This window comes from Mesorhizobium sp. M1E.F.Ca.ET.063.01.1.1 (assembly GCF_003998155.1).
GTDB lineage: Bacteria > Pseudomonadota > Alphaproteobacteria > Rhizobiales > Rhizobiaceae > Mesorhizobium.
This window is the reverse complement of sequence record NZ_RZSC01000822.1, coordinates 1-2,507: the sequence shown is the minus strand read 5'-3', so window position 1 is coordinate 2,507 and position 2,507 is coordinate 1. Positions and strand designations below refer to the sequence as shown.

At 61.5% G+C, this 2,507-nt stretch carries 5 protein-coding genes; 2 read left to right on the top strand and 3 right to left on the bottom strand.

Going from position 1 to position 2,507, the window contains the following annotated elements; translation table 11 throughout:
* Both EOA29_RS32870 and gmk read left to right on the top strand, forming a co-directional pair.
* Positions 1-486: DUF1732 domain-containing protein (locus EOA29_RS32870; protein WP_127222169.1), on the top strand; the 486-nt coding region annotated here is incomplete at its 5' end.
* 5 nt (positions 487-491) lie between these two features.
* Entirely contained in the window at positions 492-1,166 is a 675-nt protein-coding gene (gene gmk, locus EOA29_RS32865; RefSeq protein ID WP_126094839.1) for a guanylate kinase, read from the top strand.
* Positions 1,167-1,176: 10 nt separating this feature from the next.
* Here gmk and EOA29_RS32860 read toward each other — a convergent pair whose 3' ends face one another.
* Genes EOA29_RS32860 through EOA29_RS32850 form a run of 3 tightly spaced genes read right to left on the bottom strand, consistent with a single transcriptional unit; the run spans position 1,177 to position 2,309 of the window.
* On the bottom strand, positions 1,177-1,755 hold the full coding sequence (locus tag EOA29_RS32860) for a Fic family protein (protein WP_126094838.1): 579 nt from the start codon (positions 1,753-1,755) through the stop codon (positions 1,177-1,179).
* A gap of 8 nt (positions 1,756-1,763) precedes the next feature.
* Positions 1,764-1,967, bottom strand: a complete 204-nt coding sequence (locus tag EOA29_RS32855) for a hypothetical protein (RefSeq protein ID WP_126094837.1) — start codon at positions 1,965-1,967, stop codon at positions 1,764-1,766.
* Positions 1,968-2,015: 48 nt separating this feature from the next.
* Entirely contained in the window at positions 2,016-2,309 is a 294-nt protein-coding gene (locus EOA29_RS32850) for a DUF1330 domain-containing protein (RefSeq protein ID WP_126094836.1), read from the bottom strand.
* Between the last annotated feature and the right edge of the window lie 198 nt (positions 2,310-2,507).

Sequence of the window (2,507 nt, the reverse complement as noted above, 5' to 3'; positions counted from 1 at the left end):
ATCCTGGCCTCGCTCGAAACGGTGCTGGTAGGCCTGGAAATGGCCCGTCAGGGCGAGGGCGCCGCCCTGCGCTCGCTGCTTGCCGGCCACATCGACGCCATCGAGGCGCTGACGCTGAAGGCCGAGGCCGACCCGTCGCGCGAGCCGGCGGCGATCCGTGAACGCATGGCCGAGCAGGTCCGCCTGCTGATGGATGCGTCGGCCAATCTCGACGCGGTGCGGCTGCATCAGGAAGCAGCGTTCCTCGCCACCAAGGCCGACATCCTCGAGGAGATCGACCGGTTGAAGACGCATGTCGCATCGGGTCGTGCGTTGCTGGACAGCGGCGGCGCCGTCGGCCGCAAGCTCGATTTTCTGGCGCAGGAATTCAATCGCGAATCGAATACCTTGTGCTCCAAGTCGAACGCCGCCGCGGTGACCGCGATCGGGCTGGAGCTCAAGGCGGTGGTCGACCAGTTTCGCGAACAGGTCCAGAATCTGGAGTGACGGGAATGGTTGCCAAGGAGCCGACGGCTGCGAGGGATTTGGGATCCCGCATCCGCCGCCGCGGGCTGATGCTGGTGCTGTCGTCGCCGTCGGGCGCCGGCAAGTCGACGATCGCGCGCAATCTTCTGGAAAGCGATTCGAGCCTGGAGCTGTCGGTCTCCGTCACCACGAGGCCGCGCCGCGGCTCGGAGATCGAAGGCGTCCACTACCATTTCCGCACCATGCGCGAGTTCGAGCGGCTGCGCGATTCCGACGCGCTGCTGGAATGGGCGGAAGTGCATGGCAACTATTACGCGACGCCGCGCGAGCCGGCGGAAATAGCGCTGGCCGAAGGCCGCGACATGCTGTTCGACATCGACTGGCAGGGCGCCCAGCAGCTCAAGGAGAAGATGCGCGCCGACATCGTCTCGATCTTCATCCTGCCGCCCTCGATGAAGGAATTGAAAGCGCGCCTGAAGCGCCGCGCCGAGGACCAGGAGCAGGTCATCGAGACCCGGCTGAAGAATGCCCGCGTCGAGATCGAGCACTGGAAGGAATACGATTTCGTCATCGTCAACGATGACCTCGACCGCGCCTTCGCCGAGGTCCGCGCCATCGTCACCGCCGAGCGGCTTCGGCGCGACAGACGGCCTGGCCTGTTCGACTTCATCTCGGGATTGCTGGACGAGAAGACGGAATAGGCGTCGTCCCCTAACGATTGGCTATATCCAAGATGAGGCGCGCCAGCGGCGCCTCATCACCCGCAAAGCTCTCGATCATCGCGTGAAGGACACGCTCGCGCTCGAGCATATCGGCATTGAACGGGAATCCTGTGTTCTCCATCAACATCGCCAAGAAGGTGAGCTGTGTGCGGCCATTGCCTTCTCGGAAAGGATGAATGGCATTGATTTCGGCCAGGAAGTGCGCCGCCCGAACAGCGAAGCCTTTGATGCCGAGCCCACGAAGATGATCAGCATCTGCCAACTCTTCGAAGATTCTGCGCATCTCCCGGTCGATGTACTCGGGGTAGCAGAACCAATTGCCGCCTTTGCCGATGCGAATCGTGCGAACCTCGCCGGCCCATTCATAAACGTCCTGGAACAGGTGATGATGAACGGCTTTGTAGTGGCCGTAGTCCAGGTTGCCGACAGGAACCTGTTCATCGGCTCTGGTCAGGAAGAGCGCCAACTCGAATTCGTCGAGTTCGGCCTGGTCCTCAATATTCAGCTTATTGCGAAGAACTGTCGTGCCCGGGTAGCAAAGCGGATCTTCTTCAGCGGCGTAGACCACCTATGATCCTATTTCTTGCGGGATGCCTGTTCCTTGATCAGTGTTCTGCGTTCGTCGCCGCTCAGACCGCGCGCACGGCCTTCCCTCAGAATAGCGGCCATTCGGTGTGACAACCTGAGGCCCTCAACGGCGCTGATTTTTTCACCCCTGTCACTGGTCAGGATAAACTGACCACCTTGGGTCGAGCGAGCGGTGGCAGGTTTCTTTTTCATGCAATGACATTATCATGCCCGATGATTTCCGGGCAATCGCGTGGTGCGTCACGAGCCAATTCCCTCGACCAGAATGAGGTTGCGGCTGAGCGCGGCATCGCGGACCTCTAGTGCCGCCGCGTATTCTGGAGAGCGGTACCAGCGTCGTGCACTCTCCATGTCGGGGAATTCGACGACGATCAGCGGACCCGGCATCCAGTTGCCTTCCAGTTTCTCCACTTGCCCACCGCGTACCAGATAGCGCCCGCCATGCCGCGCAATGGAGGTCGCGGCACGGGTCCGGTAGGATTCGATTGCTTCCGTGTCACGGATTGTGACATCGGAAATGACATAGGCAGGCATCTTGTGCTCCAGGCTTGTTCGCCTGCCTATCTAAGTCGCCGCTTCCGACTTTCCAGCCAAATGCCCTGACTGTTGCAACGCATTCGTCAGCCGCACGAACTCCTCCACGCTGAGCGTCTCGGCGCGGCGGGTCGGGTCGATGCCGGCGCGGGTCAGCAGCGCCTCTCCACCGAGGCTTTTCACGCTTTGCCTGAGCAT